At 67.6% G+C, this 22,118-nt stretch carries 20 protein-coding genes and 1 pseudogene; 2 read left to right on the top strand and 19 right to left on the bottom strand.

Annotated features, from left to right (window positions below; all coding sequences use genetic code 11):
* Positions 1 to 114: 114 nt before the first annotated feature.
* The 7 genes from mnmG to D6682_05815 all read right to left on the bottom strand — a co-directional run bounded on the left by mnmG (position 115) and on the right by D6682_05815 (position 6,356).
* Entirely contained in the window at positions 115 to 1,995 is a 1,881-nt protein-coding gene (gene mnmG, locus D6682_05785) for a tRNA uridine-5-carboxymethylaminomethyl(34) synthesis enzyme MnmG (GenBank protein RMH50882.1), read from the bottom strand.
* Positions 1,996 to 2,079: 84 nt separating this feature from the next.
* Complete coding sequence (locus D6682_05790; protein RMH50909.1) at positions 2,080 to 2,958, bottom strand: phosphoribulokinase; 879 nt, start codon at positions 2,956 to 2,958, stop codon at positions 2,080 to 2,082.
* Positions 2,959 to 3,114: 156 nt separating this feature from the next.
* Entirely contained in the window at positions 3,115 to 4,023 is a 909-nt protein-coding gene (locus D6682_05795; protein RMH50910.1) for a LysR family transcriptional regulator, read from the bottom strand.
* 75 nt (positions 4,024 to 4,098) lie between these two features.
* Complete coding sequence (locus D6682_05800; GenBank protein RMH50883.1) at positions 4,099 to 4,566, bottom strand: hypothetical protein; 468 nt, start codon at positions 4,564 to 4,566, stop codon at positions 4,099 to 4,101.
* A gap of 3 nt (positions 4,567 to 4,569) precedes the next feature.
* On the bottom strand, positions 4,570 to 5,112 hold the full coding sequence (locus tag D6682_05805) for a thioredoxin (protein RMH50911.1): 543 nt from the start codon (positions 5,110 to 5,112) through the stop codon (positions 4,570 to 4,572).
* Positions 5,109 to 5,639, bottom strand: coding sequence for a cbb3-type cytochrome c oxidase subunit I (locus tag D6682_05810; GenBank protein RMH50884.1), 531 nt, complete (start codon positions 5,637 to 5,639; stop codon positions 5,109 to 5,111). Before D6682_05810 ends, D6682_05805 begins: the two co-directional genes overlap by 4 nt.
* A gap of 111 nt (positions 5,640 to 5,750) precedes the next feature.
* The gene (locus D6682_05815; GenBank protein RMH50885.1) at positions 5,751 to 6,356 is read right to left on the bottom strand and encodes a cytochrome c; all 606 of its coding nucleotides are present in this window, start codon (positions 6,354 to 6,356) and stop codon (positions 5,751 to 5,753) included.
* Between the two features lie 143 nt (positions 6,357 to 6,499).
* Here D6682_05815 and D6682_05820 point away from each other — a divergent pair, with 143 nt between their 5' ends.
* Complete coding sequence (locus D6682_05820) at positions 6,500 to 6,934, top strand: hypothetical protein (GenBank protein RMH50886.1); 435 nt, start codon at positions 6,500 to 6,502, stop codon at positions 6,932 to 6,934.
* Positions 6,931 to 7,338: a hypothetical protein gene (locus tag D6682_05825; protein RMH50887.1), complete on the top strand. Its 408-nt coding sequence runs from the start codon at positions 6,931 to 6,933 to the stop codon at positions 7,336 to 7,338. The genes D6682_05820 and D6682_05825 overlap by 4 nt, the downstream gene beginning before the upstream one ends.
* Positions 7,339 to 7,372: 34 nt before the next feature.
* On the opposite strand, the pseudogene D6682_05830 reads toward D6682_05825, so the two are convergent.
* From D6682_05830 to dnaN, 12 genes and pseudogenes are all read right to left on the bottom strand, one after another.
* Positions 7,373 to 8,386 (bottom strand): annotated as a pseudogene (locus D6682_05830) (response regulator).
* A 100-nt stretch (positions 8,387 to 8,486) separates the two neighbouring features.
* Positions 8,487 to 10,880, bottom strand: a complete 2,394-nt coding sequence (locus D6682_05835; protein RMH50888.1) for a sensor histidine kinase — start codon at positions 10,878 to 10,880, stop codon at positions 8,487 to 8,489.
* 12 nt (positions 10,881 to 10,892) lie between these two features.
* The gene (lpxK, locus tag D6682_05840; GenBank protein RMH50912.1) at positions 10,893 to 11,987 is read right to left on the bottom strand and encodes a tetraacyldisaccharide 4'-kinase; all 1,095 of its coding nucleotides are present in this window, start codon (positions 11,985 to 11,987) and stop codon (positions 10,893 to 10,895) included.
* Positions 11,912 to 13,081 (bottom strand): 3-deoxy-D-manno-octulosonic acid transferase, encoded by a 1,170-nt coding sequence (locus D6682_05845; protein ID RMH50913.1) that lies wholly within the window; start codon positions 13,079 to 13,081, stop codon positions 11,912 to 11,914. Before D6682_05845 ends, lpxK begins: the two co-directional genes overlap by 76 nt.
* A gap of 26 nt (positions 13,082 to 13,107) precedes the next feature.
* Complete coding sequence (gene nth, locus D6682_05850; protein ID RMH50914.1) at positions 13,108 to 13,770, bottom strand: endonuclease III; 663 nt, start codon at positions 13,768 to 13,770, stop codon at positions 13,108 to 13,110.
* An 11-nt stretch (positions 13,771 to 13,781) separates the two neighbouring features.
* Positions 13,782 to 14,780, bottom strand: coding sequence for a hypothetical protein (locus D6682_05855; GenBank protein ID RMH50889.1), 999 nt, complete (start codon positions 14,778 to 14,780; stop codon positions 13,782 to 13,784).
* Positions 14,759 to 15,361 (bottom strand): phosphoribosylglycinamide formyltransferase, encoded by a 603-nt coding sequence (locus D6682_05860; GenBank protein RMH50915.1) that lies wholly within the window; start codon positions 15,359 to 15,361, stop codon positions 14,759 to 14,761. The genes D6682_05855 and D6682_05860 overlap by 22 nt, the downstream gene beginning before the upstream one ends.
* Before the next feature lie 41 nt (positions 15,362 to 15,402).
* Positions 15,403 to 15,861 carry a YbhB/YbcL family Raf kinase inhibitor-like protein gene (locus D6682_05865; GenBank protein RMH50890.1) on the bottom strand — a complete coding sequence of 153 codons (459 nt, stop codon included), beginning with the start codon at positions 15,859 to 15,861 and terminating at the stop codon, positions 15,403 to 15,405.
* 77 nt (positions 15,862 to 15,938) lie between these two features.
* A complete protein-coding gene (locus D6682_05870) occupies positions 15,939 to 17,000 on the bottom strand; it encodes a phosphoribosylformylglycinamidine cyclo-ligase (GenBank protein RMH50891.1) in 1,062 nt (353 codons plus the stop codon).
* Positions 17,001 to 17,154: 154 nt separating this feature from the next.
* Positions 17,155 to 19,599 carry a DNA topoisomerase (ATP-hydrolyzing) subunit B gene (gene gyrB, locus D6682_05875; GenBank protein ID RMH50892.1) on the bottom strand — a complete coding sequence of 815 codons (2,445 nt, stop codon included), beginning with the start codon at positions 19,597 to 19,599 and terminating at the stop codon, positions 17,155 to 17,157.
* 52 nt (positions 19,600 to 19,651) lie between these two features.
* Positions 19,652 to 20,755 (bottom strand): DNA replication and repair protein RecF, encoded by a 1,104-nt coding sequence (gene recF, locus D6682_05880; protein RMH50893.1) that lies wholly within the window; start codon positions 20,753 to 20,755, stop codon positions 19,652 to 19,654.
* Complete coding sequence (gene dnaN / locus D6682_05885; GenBank protein ID RMH50894.1) at positions 20,752 to 21,885, bottom strand: DNA polymerase III subunit beta; 1,134 nt, start codon at positions 21,883 to 21,885, stop codon at positions 20,752 to 20,754. Before dnaN ends, recF begins: the two co-directional genes overlap by 4 nt.
* Between the last annotated feature and the right edge of the window lie 233 nt (positions 21,886 to 22,118).

Raw genomic sequence — 22,118 nt, forward strand, 5'->3', positions numbered from 1 at the left:
CGATCATTCGGGAGAAGAGCGCATCCTCGCGCTCGAGGGCCGTCAGATTGAGCGCGCGACGGAAGCGCAACACCTCCCGCGCATAAGCGCGTAGTCTCGCCGCGACGTGATCGGTCACCCGCGCTGCAGATGGAGCGCCAGCACGCTGACCGCCGCCGGTGTCACCCCAGGGATGCGTGCCGCCTGCCCGAGGGTCGCCGGCCGTCTCTGCGCGAGGATCTCGCGGCACTCATGGCTCAGCCCTTCGACCGCTTCGTAGTCGAACCCCACAGGAATGGCCCGCCGCTCCATCAGCCGGAAGCGGGCGCGTTCGCGCTCTTCCTGCTCCAGATAGCCGTGGTAGTGGAGATCGGCCAGCACCGTCTCGCGCAGCACCCGATCCGCAGCCGCCTCCTCGTCCCAACCATCGAGCAGCGCCAACGCCCGCAATGGATCGACATCCCGGCGGTGGCAGTAGGCGGCGAAGGGGGTCGCAGAGGCGACCGGCGGCAACCCCAGCGCCTCCAGGCGGGCCCGCCATCGCCCGCTGCAGCCGATGGTGGTGGCGCCGATCTCCTCATGGATCCGGTCATACCGCCGCTTCAGCCGCGCGACACGGCGCGACCGCGCGGCGTCGAGCAGCCCCAGTGTGCGTGCCTCCCTTCCCAGCCGCAGCCAGGCGTTGTCCTGACGCAGGGAGAGACGGAACTCCGCCCGCGAGGTGAACATCCGATAAGGCTCGATCACCCCCTTGACCACCAGATCGTCGATCAGCACCCCGAGGTAACACCTGCTGCGATCGGGAATCCACGGCGCCCGCCCCGCCGCCCGCGCCGCCGCATTGATGCCGGCGACCAGCCCTTGCGCCGCCGCCTCCTCGTAGCCGGTGGTGCCGTTGATCTGGCCGGCATGGAACAACCCCTCGATCCGACGGCACTCCAGCGAGCCCGTCAGCTCCCGCGGGTCGACGAAATCGTACTCGACGGCATAGCCGGGGCGCAGCATGCGCACCCGCTCCAGACCGGCGATGGTGCGCAGGAAGCGCCACTGGACCGCAAGGGGGAGCGAGGTGGAGATCCCGTTGGGGTAGATCTCCCGGCTTCCCGCCCCTTCCGGTTCGAGGAAGATCTGGTGCCGCTCCCGATCGGGGAAGCGCTCGATCTTGTCTTCGATGCTCGGACAGTAGCGGGGACCGACTCCGGTGATGTTGCCCTGATGGAGGGCCGAACGGTGGAGGTTCTCCCGGATGATGCGGTGGGTTTCGATGTTGGTATGGGTGATCGCGCACGGCGTCTGCTCCGACGGCAGATCCGCGGTGTCGAGCGAGAGCGGTGCCGCATCCCGATCCCCCGGCTGCAGCTCCAGCCGCCCCCAGTCGATGGTCCGGCCGTCGAGCCGGGGTGGGGTGCCGGTCTTCAGCCGGGCGAGCGGAAGACGGTGGCGCCCGAGGTCGAGGGAAAGCGCTTCTCCTGCAACATCCCCCATCCGTCCGCCGGGGAAGTGGCGCGCACCGACATGTACCCGCCCGGCAAGGAAGGTGCCGGTGGTGAGCACCACCGTCCGCGCTTCGTGCACCACCCCCAGGCGATCCTCGACCCCTACCACCCGATCACCACCATCGGCAAGCAGCAGCCGCACCACCGAGCCCTGATAGAGCTCCAGCCCCTCGATCCCGAGCAGCATCCCGACCACGATCCGCTGGTAGCGGTGACGGTCGCACTGGACCCTGCTGGCGCGTACCGCCGGCCCCTTGCGCCGATTAAGCACACGATAGTGGATGGCGGTGGCATCGGCCGCTTTTGCCATCAATCCGCCCAGCGCGTCGATCTCGCTGACCAGATGGCTCTTGCCGATCCCGCCGATAGCCGGATTGCACGACATGCGGGCGATGGTGTCGAGCTGATCGGTGATCAGACGGACCCGTGCACCACACCGTGCCGCCGCGGCCGCCGCCTCACAGCCGGCATGACCGCCGCCGACGACCAGTACGTCGACCACTCCATCGGGATGTTTCATGTGAAACGTCGCCCCACGACGCGCCACGGGGGCCGCCGGCTACCCCCGTGGCGGCAACGAATCCCGGCGCGGGGAGGCGGCCTCCTAACCCCGGGCGGCAACCGCCTTGCGGTGCTCCTCGAGCAGGTCATGCATGATCGGGGTGAGGATCAGCTCCATCGCCATCAACATCTTGGCGGCGGGCACCACCAGGGTGTTGCGCCGCGACATGAAGGAGCCGTGAAGCATGGCCAACAGCCAGGGGAAATCGATCCCCCACTGTTCCGGCTTGCGGATGCGGATCACCACCATGCTCTCGTCGGGAGTCGGCACGTCACGTGCGATGAAGGGGTTGGAAGTGTCGACCAGCGGCACCCGCTGGAAGTTGATGTCGGTGTGGGTGAACTGCGGGGTGATGAACTTGACGTAGTCGTGCATGCGCGAGAGGATGTTGTCTACCACCGCCTCCTGCGAATAGCCGCGCATCTCGGTGTCACGATGGATCTTCTGGATCCACTCCAGATTGACCACCGGCACGATGCCGATCAGCAGGTTGACATATTTGCGCGCCGGCTCGACCCCGCCGTGCAGCCCCTCGTAGAAGAGCAGGTCGGTCCCCTCCCCGATCTCCTCCCACTCGGTGAAGCGCCCCGGCTCCACACCGTAGCGCTTGGCCTCCTCCTCGTCGTGGACGTAATGGCGGGCCATCCCCCGTCCGGTCCGTCCGTAGCTGTCGAAGAGCTCGGCGATCTTGTCGAAGAGGTTGGCCTCGTCGGAGAAGTGGCTCAGCCGCTTGCCGGCGGCCGCATACTCCTTGGCCTTCTCACGGAACTCGTAGCGGTCGTACTTGTGGAAACAGTCCCCCTCGACGATCGCCGGAACGACGTTCTCCCGCCGGAAAATGTGCTCCATCGCAACCTTGGCGGTGCTGGTGCCGGCACCGGAGGATCCGGTGACCGCGATGACCGGGTATTTCAGTGACATGTCCATCCCTCCTCTCCGCCCCGGCATCCCGCCCGGGCGAGGTAGTTGTGATTCGTGTGATTCGCAGCCGCCACCGTCGCGGCCTACCCGCGTCGGATGGTAGCGCCACCGATACGGAAGCGCCAAGGGGTGGGCCCAACCCCCACCTGCGCGGCCTCACCCCTCCATCCGGGGCAGGGAGAGGAGCGCCGCCCCCTCGCTCAGGACGAACTCCTTGAATGCCCGGGCCATCGCCGCCAGCCGTTTCCCCTCGCGATGGACCAGATACCAGTGGCGCATGATCGGAAAACCGGCCACCGGCAACACGGCCAGCCGACGCAACCGCAGCTCCATATCCAGCGTGTGCAGGGAGACGATCCCCACCCCCAGGCCGGCCATCACCGTCTGCTTCACCGCCTCGGTCCGGTTCATCTCCATCACCACCTCGGGCTGGAGCCCGTGCCGGTCGAGGAAGCGCTGAATGGCGATCCGCGTCCCCGAATCGGCCTCTCGCATGATGAAGGGCTCCTCAAGCAGCCGCTCGAGCGGGATCTCCTCCCCCTGGCCGGCCAGGGGGTGGTCGGGTGCGGCGATCGCCACCAGCGGATTGTCGCAAAAGATGGTCTGCTCCACCGCCAACCCCTCCGGCGGCCGCCCCATGATCACCATATCGGAGCGGTTCTCCTCCAGCGCGGCGATCAGCCCGGCGCGGTTGGCCACCTCGATGGTGATGCGCGCCTCGGGATAACGTCGATGGAACGGCACGATCATCTGGGGCGCGAAGTAGTTGGCGGTGGCCGCCATGGTCAGATGGATGCGGCCGCGGCGCAGGCCGCGCAGATCGTCCAGCATGCGCTGCGCCTCGTCCAGCTGCCGCTCGATCGCCCGGCAATGGACCAGCAGCTCCGCACCAGCCTCGGTCAGCCGGATGTCGCGGCCGCTGCGATCGAGCAGCGGCATCCCCACACGCTCCTCGAGCTGACGCACCTGGATGGAGACCGCCGGCTGGGTGAGGTAGAGCCGCTTCGCCGCTCGGGAGAAACTGCGCTCCTCGGCCACCGCCGAGAAGATACGGAGCTGCCTCAGAGTGAACACGTTCCCACCGCGCCTATCGGCGCCCCTCCCCGCGGCACCGGCACATGGGGCATCGGAACGGCCGGATCAAGCCTTGTAGCGTTCCAGCGCCTTGAGCAACCCCTCCAGCCGATCCGGATCGAACTGTTTGTGGTGCAACACGTACTGCCGCCTGTTGCCGGTGGCGTCGATCCCGCTCAATGCGAACGACTTGCCGGCGTAGTCGGAGAAGAAGCGGACCTCCCTGCAGAGGGAGATGGTCTCCCCACCCTTGAGCCGCATGCGGATCCGCTCGCGGTTGACGTCGATCTCCACCGGTGAATCTGGGGTGATCAACAGACGGCGCAACACCCGATGGCCGCCGACCAGGGCGAAGAAGCAGCCGAGAAAGAGCAGCAGATAGCCGAGGTAAACCCGCTCGCCGCCGAGATACCATAGCTTCAGCCCCCACAGCAGCAGGAATCCGACCGTCGGCAGATAGAGCAGCAGATCCCACCAGACGCCGGCGCGGTCGGGATGCAGCCGGCAGACCGCCTCGTCCCACCGACGTCCCAACCGTCAGCCGCCCTGCCTGTCGGCGGCGGTACGCCCGCCTGACGACTCAGCCTTGGCCACCTGATCGGCAAGGATCGGATCGAGCTCCTGGAAGAGCAGCCGCCCCGGCATGGTGGTGACCAGCCTCTGATCGGCCCCGATGATCATGGTCCACGGCTCACCACGCACCTGGAAGGTGCCGTAGGCCTCGGGGTTGTAGTATTGGTCCATGTGGAGGATGACGATCTTGTCCTGGTATCGATCGAGCATCCGCTTGAGCATCTGCAGTTGTTGGTCGCACTGGGTACAGTGGCCCGGCGTGGCGAACTCCAGCACCACCGGCTTGTGCAGCTTGATCGCCTGATCGAACGAATACTGGTACATGCGCGGATCGGGATAGCGGTAGCTGGTGATCTTGGCCAGGTCACCGCCGACATCCTTGATCGTCTTGGTCTTGAGCGGGGGGACCTTCTCGCCCGGCTTGAGGATCCCGCCCCCACCGACCCGATCGCAGCCCGCACCCAGAAGCAACGCGACCACGCCGACCGCCGCGACGACCCGCCTCACCGGCCGCTCCGCCAACCGGCGCAGGTACGGAAGATGTTGTAGGCCCAGATGCAGTTGGCCAGCAACACCAGCGTACCGAAGATCCCCATCACCGCCAGCCACGGTTTGACCAACTGCTCCACCTCGGCCGGCGGCATCGTCACGCTGGCCCTGCCGCCGATCACGCCGGCGGTGGTGAAGAAGACCACCATGCCGATCAACCCGAGGTTGTGGATCCAGAAATGGAGCTTGACCAGCCTGAGGCTGTAGATGGCACGCCGCACCAGCCGCGGGATGATGTAGTAGACGGCGGCGAAGATGGCCATCTCCACCCAGCCGAGCAGGTTGATGTGGGTGTGGGCGCGCACGATCAACTTGCCGAAGAGGCGGTTGTCGACGAAATGGCGGAACTCGGGGATCCCCCCCATCAGCGCCCCCCAGGAGAATCCGATCAGGCTGTAGACGATGCAGGCGAAGACGAACCAGAGGGTGTATTTGACATACTCCTCGTCATGCCACGGCGCAGAAGAATGGGTGGTTGCTGCCATCACTGCATTACACCCCAAAAAGTCCGTCCGTGGACGTTTTGGCTCGACGGCGATCGAAGAGCGCGGTCTTCGATCGCCTTACAAAACCGTCGGTTCCTTGCGAAACCATCATCACTTTCCTCTCGTCGGCGACGGGCGGGCCGGACGGCTGTAGAGATCACGCAGGTCGCGGTATTTGTGTTTCCACTCCTCCGGCGCCCAGGTATCGACCATGGTATCGATGAAGGCCGACTCCCCCTTGGGCGGGATCGGCGAGGCGGCCGAGCCCTGATCGGCCTTCAGCTCCGACAGGAAGCGGGCGATCGCATGGAGCTCCTCGTCCGGCATCCTGGCCACATAACCGGCATCCTTGCCCGGACGGTGGTCGACCAGCTCCTCCTTGTAGACCCGCGCCGGATCGTGCAGGAAGGTGAGCAGCCAGTCGAAGGAGCGCCGCGAACCGATGCCGTCCATGTCGGCGGTGCGGCCCATGTTGGTCCCCTCACGCAACGCCCGGTGGCAGACGGTGCACCCCTTCTCCCGGAAGAGGGTGGCGCCGCGTAGCCCCTCCTTGCTGAAATCGTAGTGGGTCTTGATCGCGAACAACGGCTTGTCCGAGCGCGCGCTCATCACCTGCATGACGATGAATCCGATGATCGCCAGCACCACGAAGGCGCCGGCCATGATGAAGAGTACCTTCTCCCCCTGCTTCAACGGGGGCTGCTTGCGTTGGTCCATGGGGGCATTCTCCGCACCCGGCCACGAAAAGTCCATCCCCCTGCGTCGTCTTTCCGCCGGAGCGGGACCATTGTGGGAACCGTCGAGGAAACAGCACGGCGGCGCCATGGCGGCCTACCCACCGACCGCGGCCGGCAGTAGCATTGGCGGCGATGCGTACCTGTTCCCGTTGGCTCTGCGCCCTACTCCTCCTCCTCGGCGCGGCCGGTTGCAACAGCGAATACACCAGCAGCCACCAGCCGCAGAGCGACGCCCTGGTGGCGCGGCTGCACGATGCGATCCGCCACGGGGCGTGGGAGGCGCTGCCGCGCATCTACGACCCCTCCTACCTGGAGCAGAACGACCGCCGGGAGATCGCCCGGCGGTGGGAGGAGCTCACCCGCCGTTTCGGGCCGATCCGAAGCTTCCGCCTTCAGGCGAGCCAGCATGACGCCCGCCTGCAGGGCGAGTTCTACTTCTACCGTTACGCGGTACTGTTCGACCACGGCTCGGCGGAGGAGACGATCACCGTCTACCGCTCCAGCCGCACCGGCAGGCTCGCCGTCTCCGGCCACCGGGTCGAGGTCAACCGCGGATGATCCACCCCACCGCCCTGCGCCACGCACGGCTGCTGGCCGGCGCCGCCCTCCTCGCCCTCTGCGCCGGATGCATGCAGGAGCAGCCGGAGGTGCCCCAGCGGCTGATCCGCCAGCTCACCGGCCACTGGCAGGAGGTCGACGGCCACTCGACGGTCCGCTTCTACGACGACCTCTCGGTCAAGCTCACCCTCTATCCCCGCAAGGGTGGTGAGGAGGAGCCCCCCCTCCGGCTCCTCTCCACGGTGGAGATGATGGAGCGCGATACCCTGGGCATCGCGCTGGGCGATACCTGGCGCGGCCCGGCACGCATCGTCACCACCGATCTCGAGCACGGGGAGATCGAGCTCCATCTGCCCGAGCCGCAGGGGCCGGGCGAGCGGGTCTTCCGTCTGCGCCGCCGCTGAGGCGGAGCGACCGAAACCACCTGCGCCCTCCTCCTCAGCGGGGTGGCGCGTCGGCGAAGCGCTTCATCAGGGCGACGAACTCCGGAATCAGCGGCTCGAAGGCGTCGACCACCGCCGGGTCGAAATGGCGCCCCCGTTCCGATCGGATCAGCTCCACCGCCTTCTCCACGCTCCAGGCCGGCTTGTAGGGGCGCACGCTGGTCAGCGCATCGAAGACATCGGCCAGCGCCACCACCCGTCCGACCAGCGGGATCTCCTCGCCGCGCAGCCCGCGCGGATAGCCGGAGCCGTCCCACTTCTCGTGGTGGGTCAGGGAGATCTGCTGTACCATGGCCAAAAGATTGCTGGTCGCCTTACCGGCGATCTCAGCGCCGATCTCCGGATGGCGGGCCATGATCGCCCACTCCTCGGCGTCGAGCTTGCCGGGCTTGAGCAGAATGCGGTCGGGGATGCCGATCTTGCCCAGATCGTGCATGCCAGCGGCCAGGCGAAAATCCTCCACATCCACCTCCGGCAGCCCCATCTTGCGCCAGAGCAGCGCGGAAAATCGGCTCATGCGCTCGATGTGCATGCCGGTCTCGTTGTCCTTGTATTCCGCCGCCCGCCCCAACTGGAGCAGCGCGTTGCGGTGGGCCTCGACCAGCGCCCTAGTCCGCTCGGCGACCAGCGATTCCAGCGCGAGTTCGCGGTCATGCAACCGCAGATGGGCGCGCACCCGGGCGCGCAGCAGCCGGGAGTTGATCGGCTTGGCGATGTAGTCGACCGCACCGAGGTCGAAGCCCGTCGCCTCATCCCCCTCCTCCCCCATGGCGGTGACGAAGATCACCGGAATGCGGCTGGTGCGCGGATCGGCCTTGAGCCGGCGGCACACCTCGTGGCCGCTCATCTGCGGCATCATGATGTCCAGCAGGATCAGATCGGGCACCGGCTCGGTCACGGCCAGCTCCAGCGCCCGCCTGCCGTCGAGCGCCACCTGCATCTCGCACTCGTTGCCGAGGATGCCGCAGATCAGCCGCAGGTTGTTGGCCGAATCGTCCACCGCCAACACCACCGGCTTGCGCCCCCGCTCCTCCACTGGCGCTCCCTGATCCCGTCCCGTCACAACCACCCTCCACGGCGGGAGACGGCCACCCCTGTCGTCCGCTCCACTACCGCGCCGCCTCCACTCCGATGCCGAAGCGCTCGCGCAGCAGCCGGGCCGCCGCCTCGAAGTCGAAGCAGTCGACCAGATCGTGGAGGCGGTCGGCCCCCTCCCGATCCAGCGCCGCCAGATGGGGCATCAGCTCCTCCAGCATGGCCTCCGCACGTTGCTCACCGTGACGCAGTGCCCGCTCCAGCGCGCCCGCCCGCCGGGAGAGCTCCTCCGGCTCCATCCCACCATCGGCACCGTGCGCCTCCTCTGCATCCCGGTCGAGGGGCGCTTCGGCCAACAGATCGAGCAGCCGCTCCAGCTCCCCGCGCAACCGCTCGATCAACCGATCCTCAGGGATCCCGCCGAGACGGAGCAGCCGCTCCACCTCGGCAGCGCGGCGCGATAGCGCGTCCGCGCCGATCGCCGCCGCCGCCGACTTCAGGCTGTGGGCCAACCTGCGGGCCTCCTCCCGATCCCCGCAGGCGAGCGCCTCCCCGACCGCAGCGACCGCCCCTCCCTGCTCCGCGGGGAAGTGGCGCAACAGCCGCAGGTAGAGATCGCGCCGATCATCGAGCGCACGCAGCGCCCGCCGCCGCGCCCCAGGAGGAATCGCCGGAGCCAGATCGGGCAACCCCATCTCCTCCGGCTCCTCCCCCCGCTGCGTTGCGGCAGCCCCCCCCTCCGGCTCCGGCATCCGCCCCAACCAGTGGGGAATCCGCCTGCGAAGCACCTCGAAATCGATCGGCTTGACCAACAGGTCGCACATCCCCGCCGCCATACAGCGTGCCCGATCCTCCGGGCCGTCGTTGCCGGTCATCGCCACCACCGGCAACCGCGCGAGTGTCTGGCTCTGCCGGATCAGCCGGGTGGCCTCCACCCCATCCATCACCGGCATCTCCATATCCATCAACACCAGATCGAACGGCGGCTCCCGCTGGAGCAGCTTGAGCGCGTGGGCGCCATTCTCGGCCGGAACCACCTCCAACCCCCACTCGCCCAACACCTCGCCGACGATCTGACGATTGATCTCCTGATCGTCGACCAGCAGTACCCGCCGCCCCTTGATCGACCGCGGCTCCTCCTCCGCCCCGGCAGGCGCAACGCCGCCTGCCACCCCCTCCTCCGGAAGCAGCCTCGCCACCGCCTCCAGCAACGCATCGGCGGTAAACGGCTTGCGCAGCAACGCCCCGCAGGGGAAGGCTCCGTCACCGGAGGAGATCCGCTCGGGATGAAAGGCGGAGATCATCAGACAGGCCGGCTTGGGATCGAGCTCCTCCGCCCGATGGATCATCGAACAGAGCTCCAGCCCGTCGATCCCGGGAAGCCGCCAGTCGACGATCGCCAGATGGCACGGCGCATGGCGTGCCGCCGCATGCAGCTCCTGCAACGCCTCCTCGGCGCTGGCGAAACACTCCACCGTGCCGTAGCCCGCGCGCTTGAGCGTCTCGCGGATGAAGGCGGCGACCTCCTGCTCATCGTCGATCACCATGATCCGGCGCGACTGGCGGAATCGGTCACACCGCACCTCCCCCCGTGCAACCAGCAGCGGAACCACCACCGTAAAGCAGCTCCCCACCCCCGCCTTGCTGCGCAGCGTGATGGATCCGCCCATCAGCTCCAGGATGCGTCGGCTGATCGCCAGGCCGAGACCGATCCCCCCCTGGCTGCGTGTGAGCGACTCGTCCCCCATCGTGAAGGGCTGGAAGAGTCGACCCTGCAGCGCCTCGTCGATCCCGCTGCCGCTGTCCTCCACCTCGACTCTGAGCAGCACCCGCCCGGCGGCGATCGCCGCTTCCGCGTCATCCTGATGGTCGGCCTCGGCCGCCTCCACCCGTACCACCACCGAACCCTGCTCGGTGAACTTGATCGCGTTCTCCACCAGATTGGAGAGGATTTGGAAGATCCGCCCACCGTCGCCGATCAGCGCCTCCGGCAACGCCCCAACCTTCTCGATCCGGAAGAGGATCTCCTTGCGTTCGGCCATCGGGGCGGCGAAGCGACGCAGCCGCTCGAGCAGCTCGTCGAGCATGAAGCAGTGGTAGTCGAGCTTGAAGGAGCCCGACTCCAGCCGGGAGAGATCGAACAGGGCGTTGATCAGCCGCATCAGGGCCTCGCTGCCGTCGATGATCGACTGGAGATAGCCGCGCTGCCTGTCGGTCAGGGTGGTGGCCGAGAGCAACTGGGCAAAGCCGGAGATGGCGTTCATCGGCGTGCGGATCTCATGACCCATGTTGGCGAAGAAGGCCACCTTGGCCCGTGCCGCCTCTTCGGCTTGCGCCAGCAGCGCCCGATGGTGGACCTGCTCCATACGGCAGTGCTCCTCGGCCCGGCGCAGCTGCTGCTCAAGCTGCGCGATCTGCTGCTCCAACTGCGCGATCCGTGCCGCCGCCCCGTCCCGCTCGCTGCCCATGGTCAGCGCAGCCTAGCCGGTACGCTCGGTACGGTCATCCCGCGCCAGGCCGATGTGACGCAACACCCGCGCCACCAGCGCCCCATCGAGGCCCAACCGCTGTTCGGCCAACCACAGCGGCCGATCGTTCGGCCAGAGGCGACGCAGCTTGACCCCATCCTTGGCGGTGGTGGCCACCGGCAAGGGGCCGCGGCAGAGCGCCGCCACCTCGGCCTGCCGGTAGCGGTGGTGGTCGGGAAAGGTGTGCCGTTCGGCCACCTCCACCCCGATGGCGGCCAGCGCCCGCGCCACCCGCTCCGGGCGAGCGATGCCGGTGACCAGCGCCACCCGCCGTGGCGGCTCCTGCTCCAGACCGGTCGCATCGCGCAGCCCGGCCAGCGGCGCCGCCCACGGAACACAGGGCACCCCCTCCGGCAGCCAGGGGAAGTCCGGCCTGGTGGTGGTGCCGCTGACCACCAGCAGATCGGCGCGCGCCAGCGCCGCGGGCGGCTCGCGCAGCGGACCCGCCGGCAGCAGCGCGCCGTTGCCCAGCCCGGCGGCGGGGATAAGCACGATCTCGCAACTACGCCCGGCCACCCGGCGCAGGAGGCGGTACTGCAGGCCGTCGTCGAGCAGCAGCAAATCGCCCTGCTGCGCCGCCAGCATCGCCCCGGCAACGCGATCGCGCCCGGCGACCACCGGTGCCGCCACAGCCTGGGCCATCATGCAGGCCTCATCGCCCGCCAACGCCGGATCGCTCGTTGCCGTCACCACCATCGGCTTCGTAAGCCGTCCGCCGTCGCCGCGGCAGAGGATCACCGGCCGCAGCCCGCGCGCGGTCAGCGCCCGGGCCAGGGCGAGCACGAACGGCGTCTTGCCGCTGCCGCCGACGGTGATGTTGCCCACCGAGATCAGCGGCAGCGGCGGATCCACCGCCCGGCGGTCACGGGCGGCCAGATGGCGCGCGCTCACCCAGCCGTAGGCGGCGGAAAGCGGCCCAAGCCACGCCGGCGGCGGGGCGGCGCGCCACCAGAGGCGCTCGACCCATGCGCTCAGGCGCGCGGCGGGATCCAGCGGTCGCACTGCGCGCGCACCCGGGCGAGCACATCGCCCTGCTGCGCCATCCAGCGGGCGGCATGGGCGTGCAGCCGCCGCAACCGATCGGGATGGCGCACCATCTCGACCAGCACATCGCCCAGCGCCTGCCGATCCTCGGCCACCACCGCGCCGCCGGCGGTGGCGAGCTGGCGCATGACGCTGCGGAAGTTCTGCACATACGGGCCGGTAATCACGCCACGACCGCAGACGGCCGCCTCCAGCGGGTTGTGGCCACCGCAGTCGGCGATGCTGCCGCCGACCACCACCAGATCGGCGATGGCGAACAGTCCGGCCAGCACCCCCATGGCGTCGACCACCATCACCGAACGACGCGCATCGACGGCCACCCCCTCGCTCCAGCGCACCGGCGGGAAGCCAAGCGTACGACAGCTCTCCGCCGCCTGGTCGAACCGCTCGGGATGGCGCGGCACGATCAGCAGCAGCAGATCGGGCGCGATCTCCAGCAACCGGGAGAGATGGCGCACCACCACCTCCTCCTCGCCCGCGTGGCTGCTGGCCAGCAGCAGGATCGGCCGCCGCCCGCCGGGATCGATCCGCCGACGGAGCGCCTCGGCATCGACCTCGGGCGGCGAAACGGCCAGCTTGAGGTTGCCCGTCTCCACCACCCGCTCCGCCTCGATGCCCAGCGCGCGCAGCCGCTCGGCGTCGATGGCGCTCTGGGCCAGAAAGAGGCGCACCGGCGCCAACCAGCGGCGCCAGAGCAGTGCGGTGGCGCGATAGCGGGGGAAGGAGCGGTCGGAGATGCGGGTGTTGACCCCCACCACCGGGATGCCGCGCCGGCGGCAGGAGGCGAGCATCCCCGGCCAGAACTCGGTCTCGACCAAGAGCAGCGCGCGCGGCGCAAGGTGGCCGATCATGCGGTCGATGCGGCCGGGGAGATCCCACGGCAGGTAGCTTGCCGTCACCCGACCGGCGGTGGCTTCGGGCGTACACAGCTCGCGCATCGCGCGGGTAAATCCGGTGCGGGTGACCACCGTCAGATGGACCTCTTCGCCGTCGGCGCAGAAGGAGCGGATCAGCGGCACCACCGAGCCGACCTCGCCCATCGAGCAGGCGTGCAGCCAGATGGCGCCGGGGCGAGGGTCGGGCAGATCGAGCGCCAGCTGCTGGCGCCACTTGACCGGCGCGCTCACACCTCCCCCTTCTCCGGCCAGCGACAGAGATCGCGGATGACGCAGCGGTCGCACTTCGGCCGGCGCGCGGTGCAGACATAGCGGCCGTGCAGGATCAGCCAGTGGTGGGCGCAACGCAGGTAACACTCGGGGATGACCCGCAGCAGCCCCCGCTCGACGGCGAGCGGTGTCTTGCCCCGAGCCAGCCCGATGCGGTTGCTGACGCGGAAGACGTGGGTGTCGACCGCCATCGTCGGCCGGTCGAAGAGAACGTTGAGCACCACGTTGGCCGTCTTGCGGCCCACACCGGGCAGGCTCATCAGCGCCGCCCGATCATCGGGAACGACGCCATCGAAGCGCTCGATCAACGCCACGCTGAGCGCGTGGATGTGGCGCGCCTTGTTGTTGTACAGCCCGATGGAGGCGATGAACGGTTTGATCCCCTCCACCCCGAGCCGGGCCATCTTCTCCGGGGTGTCGGCGACCGCGAACAGCGGTCCGGTCGCCTTGTTGACCGCCACATCGGTCGACTGCGCCGAGAGCACCACCGCCACCAGCAGGGTGAAGGGGTTGTGGTAGACCAGCTCGGTCTTCGGCTCGGGCCGCTCTTCGGCCAGGCGGTCGAACAGCGCGCGGACCGTGGCGGGATCCCACGGCTGCTCCCGCTCCCCGGAACGGATGGAGGAGTCGGCTACTCTCCCCCCTCCTCCGGCTCCGTGGTGAAGGCCAGCAGCGTCTTCTTGTGCACCAGCTTCCCCTTGGGGTTGACCACCTCTTCCAGCAGATGGATGCCGGCTTCGTCGATCGCCGTCACCCGGCCGCTGTATTTGCCCATGTAGTCTCCCACATGGATCGTATGTCCCTTGCCCTCGTTGTCTTCGACCATCGCCACCCGGGTGCCGTGGATGGTGTAGACCGCCACCAGCCGAAGCGTGGAGAGATCGAACGCCTCCAGCGGCTCTTTGGGCCGGGCAGCGCGGCGCTCGGCCATGCGGCGCTGCAGCATCTGCTCGTTGTGCCGTGCGACCAGATCGAGGTAGGAGGCGAAGGGATCGCGCAGATGCTCCAGATCGAACCTCGGCGCGGTGACCAGATGGCGCATGGCATCGGGCAGGCCACCGCCGCCCAGCAGCGGCGTGACGAACTTGCGCCTCCACTTGCGCTCGTTGCTGCGATACCAGCGCAACAGCGACTGAGCGTCGTCGTCGTGGGCGATGTTGAGCCCGGGATCGCTGAAGGCCAGTTTGGGCACCACCTGCCAGGCGCCATCGTCATCGCGATGGAGCAGCAGGCTGGAGAGTTTCACCTTGTTGCGATCGGCCTTCGGCCGCCGCTGCAGGGTGACGAACAGCCCCCAATCCTCGCGGATCCGGCCGGGGTCGAGCAGCTCCTCGTAGAGGTCGCGGCCGGCCATCAACTCGGCGCGTCGGGCCATCTCCAGCATCACCTTGTCCTTGAGCCGCTCCTCCGCCGGCACCACCAGCAGGCCGTGCAACCGCTGCTCGTCACCGCTGCGCAGCGCGTCGAGGAACGCGCCCGCGGCCGAACGGGCCAGCTGCAGCTCATGCAGCCGCTCCGCCACCAGATCGTCGGGCTTCTGCGTGGAGGGAACCGCCGCCCCGGCAAGAGCGGGCAACAACAGCCCCGCCAGCGCACCAACCCACACGTTCATCCTCCACCTCCCCGCCACACCACCCGGCGCCCGACCAGATCGAAGCCCTGCTCCATCATGCGGGCCAGGGTCTCCGGATAGATGCGGTGTTCCTGCTGCTGGATCCGCGCCCTGAGTCTTGTGGCATCGTCGTCGTCCGCCACCGGCACCGCCGCCTGGGCCAGAATCGGACCATTGTCGATCTGCTCGTCCACGAGATGGACGGTGCAACCGCTCACCTTCACCCCATAGCGCAACGCATCCTCCACCCCGTGTGCACCGGGAAAGGCCGGCAGCAGCGCCGGATGGATGTTGACGATGCGGTTGCGGAACCGGCGCACAAATCCTCCCGACAAGATGCGCATGTATCCCGCCAGCACCACCCAGTGGCAACCGGCGGCGGTGATCTCCTCGGCGCAGGCCACATCGTAGGCCGCCCGGTCTGGGTAGCCGGCCGGATCGAGGTGGAGCACCCGCGCCACGCCGGCGGTGCGCGCAATGGCCAGCGCACCGGCATCGGCGTGGTCGCTCAGCACCAGCGCCACACGAGCCGGACAGCGGCCGTCCGCGCAGGCTTCGAGGATCGCCTGCAGGTTGCTGCCCCGGCCGGAGGCCAGCACCGCCACCCGGCGCCTATCGTCCCCGCGTTCCGCCCGAGCGTTCACCGCTTGCGGTAGGTGCCGACCAGCACGGCCGCCGCCAGCACATGGCCGCGCATCGCCGCCTCCAGCGCCGCCTTCTCGGGATGATCGAGCATGAGCCTGGTATCGAGCGCGTAGAGCTTGAACCGATAACGGTGGCGCCCGATCGGCGGACAGGGACCGCCGTAGCCGGTACGATGCCAGCTGTTGCGCCCCGACGCCCCGCCGAGCTCCTCCGCCGTCGCCCCGGCGTCGATCCTGCGCAGCGTCGGCGGTAGATTGTAGAGCAGCCAGTGGACCCAGGTGACCCTGGGCGCACGCGGATCGGGTGCGTCGGGATCGTCGACGATCAGCACCAGGCTGCGGGCCGCGGGGGGAACCCCCGAGATGATCAGCGGCGGCGACCGGTCGGCCCCCTGACAGGTGTAGCGGACGGGAATCGCCCCTTGCGCGGCAAAGACAGGAGAGGTGATGGTCATGGCCGCAGCCGATTGCGCCGACAGCAGCAATCCGGCCGACAACAGACCGGCGCGAGTCACGCCTCTCCGCACAGCGCTCATCCGATCAGGGTCACCGCCCGATCATCGCGCGCATGGACCCGGCCGATACGGTAGACGCGCTCACCGGCGTCCGCCAGCACCGACTCGGTACGACCGGCATCCTCAGGCGCCACCACCAGCACGAATCCGATGCCCATGTTGAAGGTGCGGTAACGCTCGTCGAAGGGGACATCGGCCAGCGCCAACAGGTAGCGGAAGATCGGCGGAACCGGCCACGAAGCCGGGTCCACGGTGACGGCCAGACCATCGGGTAGGATCCGTTCCAGATTGTCGAAGATGCCGCCGCCGGTGATGTGGGCGCAACCGTGCGGTGTCACCCCCTCCCGACGCAGCGCGGCGAGCGCCGGCACGTAGAGGCGGGTCGGCGCCAGCAGCGCGTCGAGAACCGAGCCGCCATCATCCAGCAGGTCGCGCACCGGATCGGCGTCGCCGATCTCGAGCAGCTTGCGCACCAGCGAGAAGCCGTTGGCATGCACCCCGTCGGAGGCCAGCCCAAGCAGCAGATCTCCGTCGCCGATGCGCCCGCCGTCGACGATCCGCGACTTCTCGACCACACCAACGGCAAACCCGGCGACGTCGTATTCCCCATCGCCGTACATCCCGGGCATCTCGGCGGTCTCCCCGCCGATCAGGGCGCAACCACAGCGGCGGCAGGCTTCGGCGATCCCCTCCACCACGCCGGCCAGCGTGGCGCCATCCAGCCTGCCGGTGGCCAGATAATCGAGAAAAAAGAGCGGCTGCGCCCCTTGTGCGGCGAGATCGTTGAGACACATCGCCACCACGTCAATGCCGGCGACCTGCGGCCGGCCGTAACGCTGCAGCAACAAAAGCTTGGTGCCGACACCGTCGGTCGAAGCCGCCAGCACCGGCTGCTCCATCGATGAGAAGTCGGCCTGAAACAGCGCACCGAAGCCGCCGATTCCACCGAGGACCTCCGGCCTGGTGGTCGAGGCCACCGCCTGCTTGATCCGCCCGACGAAGGCGTTGCCGGCATCGATGTCGACCCCGGCATCGGCATAACGCAGCGTCCGGTCGGAGCCAGCGGTGGAATCAGACATGATCACACCACAAAAAGTCCTTCCGTGGACTTTTTGGCTTCACGGGAATCGAAGAGCGCCGTCTTCGATTCCCGTGCAAATCCATCGCTTGCTTACCCAAGCTCTTGATTTGCGCGTCCGTCCATGGCCGCGATGAAGGTTTCTGGTGAAACCATCAGACATCCAGGTTGCGCACCTTGAGCGCGTTCTCCTGAATGAAGTGACGGCGCGGCTCCACCGCATCGCCCATCAGGGTGGAGAAGGCCTCGTCCGCGGCCACCACATCCTCCAGCGACACCTTCAGCAGGATGCGCGCCTCGGGATCCATCGTCGTCTCCCACAACTGCTCGGGATCCATCTCCCCCAGCCCCTTGTAGCGCTGGATGGTCAATCCCTTGCGCCCCTCCTTCTCCACCAGGTCGGCGATATCGAAGTAGCCCTTCACCGGATGACTCCGCCCGCCGAAGGTCATCTCCGCCCCCTCTCCGACCAGCGACTGTGCGTTGGCGCAGAGCTTGACCGCCTCGGAGAACTCGGCGGTGGCGAGAAGATTCCGGTCGAGGCGGGAGATCTTCATCCGTCCGTGGTCCTTGCGCCGGAACTGGACCCACCATCCGCCGTTGTCGACATCTTCCATCAGATACCAGCGCAGCTCCTCATCGACCCGACTATCGGCGGAGAAGGCCGCATCCACCCGGGTCAGCCGCTCCCGCAGCCGTGCTTCGTCGCGCAGCATGCCGAGGTCGAAGCGGCCGGTCTCCACCAGCAGACGCAGCACCCGCAGGTCGATCCGCTGTGAGAGCCGTTCGAGCAGAAAACGGAGCCGATGCAGACTCTGCACCGCCGTCTTCAACCGCTCCCCACCGATCGGTGTCGCCCCCGCCTTCGGCCTGTAGGAGGCGTTGCGGATCCCCTCCTCGACCAGGAAATCGAACAGCTCGTCGTCGGAGGCGACATAGCGCACGCTCTTGCCGCGCGCCACCCGGTAGAGGGGCGGCTGGGCGATGTAGAGGTGGCCGCGCTCCACCACCTCCGGCATCTGCCGGTAGAAGAAGGTGAGCAGCAGGGTGAGGATGTGCGAGCCATCGACATCGGCGTCGGTCATGATGATGATCTTGTGGTAGCGCAGCTTGCTGATGTCGAAATCCTCCTTGCCGATGCCGGCGCCGAGCGCAGTGATGATGGTGCCGATCTCCTGGTTGCCGAGGATCTTGTCGAAACGGGCCCGCTCGACGTTGAGGATCTTCCCCTTGAGGGGGAGGATCGCCTGGAACTTGCGGTCGCGTCCCTGCTTGGCCGACCCGCCGGCGGAATCCCCCTCGACCAGGAAGAGCTCACACAACGCCGGATCCCGCTCCTGACAATCGGCCAGCTTTCCCGGAAGGTTGGAGATATCCAGCGCCCCCTTGCGCCGGGTGAGGTCGCGCGCCTTGCGCGCCGCGTCGCGGGCGACGGCCGCATCGATCGCCTTGCCGATGATCCGCTGCCCCTCTTTGGGATGCTCCTCCAGCCACTCGGAGAGCTTCTCCCCCACCACCGACTCGACCACCGAGCGCACCTCGCTGGAAACCAGCTTCTCCTTGGTCTGCGAGGAGAACTTGGGATCGGGAACCTTGACCGAGAGCACGGCGGTCAACCCCTCGCGGCAGTCGTCCCCGGTCAGGGAGACCTTGGAGCGCTTCAGCAGGTTGTGCTCCTGTGCGTAGTTGTTGATGCAGCGGGTCAACGCGCCGCGGAAGCCGGCCAGATGGGTGCCGCCGTCGCGCTGGGGGATGTTGTTGGTGAAGCAGAAGACATTCTCCTGGTAGGCGTCGGTCCACTGCATGGCTAGCTCGACCACCACGTCGTCACGCTCACCGTGGATGGAGATCACCTCGTCGTGCAGCGGTGTGCGGGTGCGGTTGAGGTGGGTGACGAATGCGGCGATTCCCCCCTCGTACTCGAAGACGACGCGGTTGTCGTTGCGCTCGTCGTAGACCTCGATCCGAACCCCGCTGTTGAGGAAGGAGAGCTCGCGCAGGCGGCTGGTCAGGATGTCGAAGGAGAAGTTGCGGTGGGAGAAGATCTCCAGGCTGGGGAGGAAACGGATCTCGGTGCCGGTGCTGCTGGCTTCGCCCACCACCCTCAGCGGCGCGACAGGCTCACCCCGGAGATACTTCTGGTAGTGGACCTTGCCATGGCGGTAGATGGTCAGCTTGAGCCACTCAGAGAGCGCGTTGACCACCGAGACGCCGACGCCGTGCAGCCCGCCGGAGACCTTGTAGGAGTTGTTGTCGAACTTGCCGCCGGCATGGAGCACGGTCATGATCACCTCGGCGGCGGAGACCCCCTCCTCCTCGTGGATGTTGACCGGAATGCCGCGGCCGTTGTCGCGCACGGTGACCGAATCATCGGAGTGGAGGATCACCTCGATCCGGTCGCAATAGCCGGCGAGCGCCTCGTCGATCGAGTTGTCCACCACCTCGAAGACCATGTGGTGCAGGCCGGTGCCGTCGTCGGTGTCGCCGATGTACATCCCCGGCCGCTTGCGCACCGCATCGAGCCCGCGCAGCACCTTGATGCTCTCGCTGCCATAGCCGTCGCCGCCGTCCCGCCGCTGTTCAATCCCCTCTTGACTCATCTTCGATCGCATCGCAGCGGATTCCTCCATCGACGTTGTCACGCTTCGGTCGTCACCCATCCGTTCCATCCTTCGTTCTGCACGCCTCCGCATCGAGGCGCAGTATCGACGCATCCTTCGGCAGCACGTCGGCGCAGAGCGCATCGTCCGGCGCGGTGAGCAGCACCTGACCGGGATAGGCGGCGAGCCGGTCGGTCAATCGGATGCGCCAGCTCCGGTCGAGCGCGGTGAAGCAGTCATCCAGCATCATGAGCGGCTGGATCCCGCGCTGCTCCGCGCGCAGCGCCGATTCGGCCAGACGCAGCGCCACCGCCGCCACCCGCTGCTGGCCATGGGAACCGCAGGTACGGACCTCCCGCCCCCCCCGCTGCAGGGCGATGGCGTCGCAATGCGGCCCCACTCTAAGTGGACGCGCCGCAGTTTCCAGCAGTTCCAGCCATGTTCCATCCTCGGGCGGAGCACTCTCGCGCAGCCGGACTACCAGCGGCGCACCGACCCACGCTTCGTCGGCCAGCAGCCGGTTGATCCGCGCCACCACCGCGGCACGCACCTCCATCCAGCGCCGACCCGCCCGCACCATCTGTACGTTCCACGCCGCCAGTCCTGCCCCCCCTCCCTGCTGCTGCCGCACCAGCCGGGAACGCTGCAGCAGCGCCCGATAGTAGTGGTGGTAGCATGGTGCCACCTGCGGCGCAACCGCCATCACCAGGCGGTCGAGCCACCGCCTGCGCGCACGTGGATCGCCATCGACCAGCGGATCGCCCTGAGGGGAGTCGGCCACCAGCGCCAGCTGCTCCTGCAGGTCGCTGCGCCGGGCGAGCGCCCGACCCTGCAGGGCGATCATCGTCCGGAGCCGGTCTCCCTCCACGGTGACGTGGAGCACGCCGAACCGCTGCCAATGTCCCCGCACCTGATAGCGCTGCGCCCCCCAACGGAGCAGATCACGCACCCTGCTCCGGCGGAAGGAGACGCCGCAGACCATCAGGTGGACCGCCTCCAGCAGGCTGCTTTTGCCGCTGCCGTTGGCACCGCAGATGAGGTTGATCCCCGGGGAGAACTCCTGCTCCAGTCGCCGGTGGCAGCGGAAATCGCGCAGCCGCAACCGGCGCAGCCACAGCGCCGGCAACACCCCGCCGGAACCCCCGACCGGGATCACCCCAGATTCAACGGCATAACGATGAACCGCTTCTCCACCCCCAACGTCTGTTCGGTGAAAAGCACGGGACTGCCGGCGTCGCTGAACTCCATCCGCAGTTGATCGGAGGAGGTGACCGAGAGGACGTCGCGCAGGTAGTTTCCGTTGAATCCCAACTGCACGGGATCCTCGCTGTACTGTACGGCAAGGAAATCGTCCACCTGCTCCTGCTCGCTGTTGGTCGCGCTCACCATCAGGGCGTTGGCCGAAAAGTGGAGCAGCACATCGTGGTTCATCCCGTCGGCCACCACCAGACAGCGGCGCAGCGCTCCGTCCGCCTCCTGTGTCGGCAGCATGATCCGCCGCGGCAAGGCATCGGGAAAGACCTCCTCGTAGAGCGGATACCGGGCGTTGATCAACCGGCTGGTCAGCATCACCTCCCCGACGGAGAAGGCAAGACGGTCCTGGCTGAAGAGGAGACGGACGGGTGCGTCGAAGTCGTCGCACAGCCGTTTGATCTCAAGTGCGGTACGCGCAGGGACGATCACCTGGAAGGGCCGCTCCACCTCCGGCGCGGCGGAGAGTGCGGTCTGACAGAAACTGAGCCGATGGATGTCGGTCGAGACGACGCGCAGACCGTGATCGGAAGAGATTTCGAACAGGATCCCGGTGAGGTAGGGGCGGGTTTCGTCACTGCTGACCGAAAACTGGGTGGAACGGATCATCTCGGAGAGCACCGCCGAGGAGAGCGATACCTCCAGACCGCCCTCGATGGCGGTGGGCGAAGGGAACTCGTCGGCGCTGATCGTATTCAACCGCAGACGCGAACGGCCGTGGCGCACCACCAGCCGGTTGCCCTCCATCATCAGCTCGAGCGCCTCCGCCGACGGCCACTCGCGAAGCAGATCGTGCAGCTTCTGCGCCCCCACCGAGGTGGCCCCCGGTTCCGTCACCTCCCCCTCCACGCCGATCTCGATCGCCATCTGTGCGTTGGTGGCCATCAACCGGATGCCCTCCTCGCTGGCCAACAGCAGGACGTTGGCCAGACACGGGTTGGTCACCCGCCGATCGACGACCTTGAGGCAGTGCGATACGGCATCCATCAATATACGGCGGTCGAGTCGAAGATGCATGATCGGATCGCAAAACACCCCTCCATGGATGTTTTGCCTGGGAGGGAATCGAAGAGCGCAGCCCTCCGTGGCCGCGGACGGAGCTATGGACTACTACCTACACCACTCTTGTATATGCAAAGAGAGATCGTAGCAGCAGGGAAGGGGGGCTGCTGTGGATCTGGTGCGGCTTTCCCCATGGATCCCGAGGGTTGGCTTCGATCGGTATCTGTGGAGAAGCGACCTCATCCCTGTGAATGGCAGGTGGGAAA

The sequence above is a fragment of the Zetaproteobacteria bacterium genome (assembly GCA_003696765.1).
Taxonomy (GTDB): Bacteria; Pseudomonadota; Zetaproteobacteria; order Mariprofundales; family J009; genus RFFX01.